The 763-nt window shown below is 52.2% G+C and carries 1 rRNA gene; it reads right to left on the bottom strand.

Annotated elements, in window-relative coordinates:
- Positions 1–763: ribosomal RNA gene (locus ACNPAA_RS20980) — 23S ribosomal RNA — on the bottom strand; the annotation flags it as partial.

A 763-nucleotide genomic window follows, 5' to 3' on the forward strand; every position in this document is an offset into this window, starting at 1 on the left:
TACTTACTGGTATTCGGAGTTTGCATGGGGTTGGTAAGTCGGGATGACCCCCTAGCCCAAACAGTGCTCTACCCCCAGTAGTATTCGTCCGAGGCGCTACCTAAATAGCTTTCGGGGAGAACCAGCTATCTCCGAGTTTGATTGGCCTTTCACCCCCAGCCACAGGTCATCCCCTAACTTTGCAACGTTAGTGGGTTCGGTCCTCCAGTTGATGTTACTCAACCTTCAACCTGCCCATGGCTAGATCACCCGGTTTCGGGTCTACACCTTGCAACTAGACGCCCAGTTAAGACTCGGTTTCCCTACGGCTCCCCTATACGGTTAACCTCGCTACAAAATGTAAGTCGCTGACCCATTATACAAAAGGTACGCAGTCACCCCGAAGGGCTCCCACTGCTTGTACGTACACGGTTTCAGGTTCTATTTCACTCCCCTCACAGGGGTTCTTTTCGCCTTTCCCTCACGGTACTGGTTCACTATCGGTCAGTCAGGAGTATTTAGCCTTGGAGGATGGTCCCCCCATATTCAGACAGGATGTCACGTGTCCCGCCCTACTCGATTTCACATCAAGGTTGTTTTCGTGTACGGGGCTATCACCCTGTATCGCCGGCCTTTCCAGGACCGTTCCACTAACTTCCAAGATGCTTAAGGGCTAATCCCCGTTCGCTCGCCGCTACTGAGGGAATCTCGGTTGATTTCTTTTCCTCGGGGTACTTAGATGTTTCAGTTCTCCCGGTTCGCCTCGCTACGCTATGTATTCACG

This window comes from Aeromonas sp. PS2Canimalfood6 (genome assembly GCF_048276795.1).
GTDB lineage: Bacteria > Pseudomonadota > Gammaproteobacteria > Enterobacterales > Aeromonadaceae > Aeromonas > Aeromonas caviae.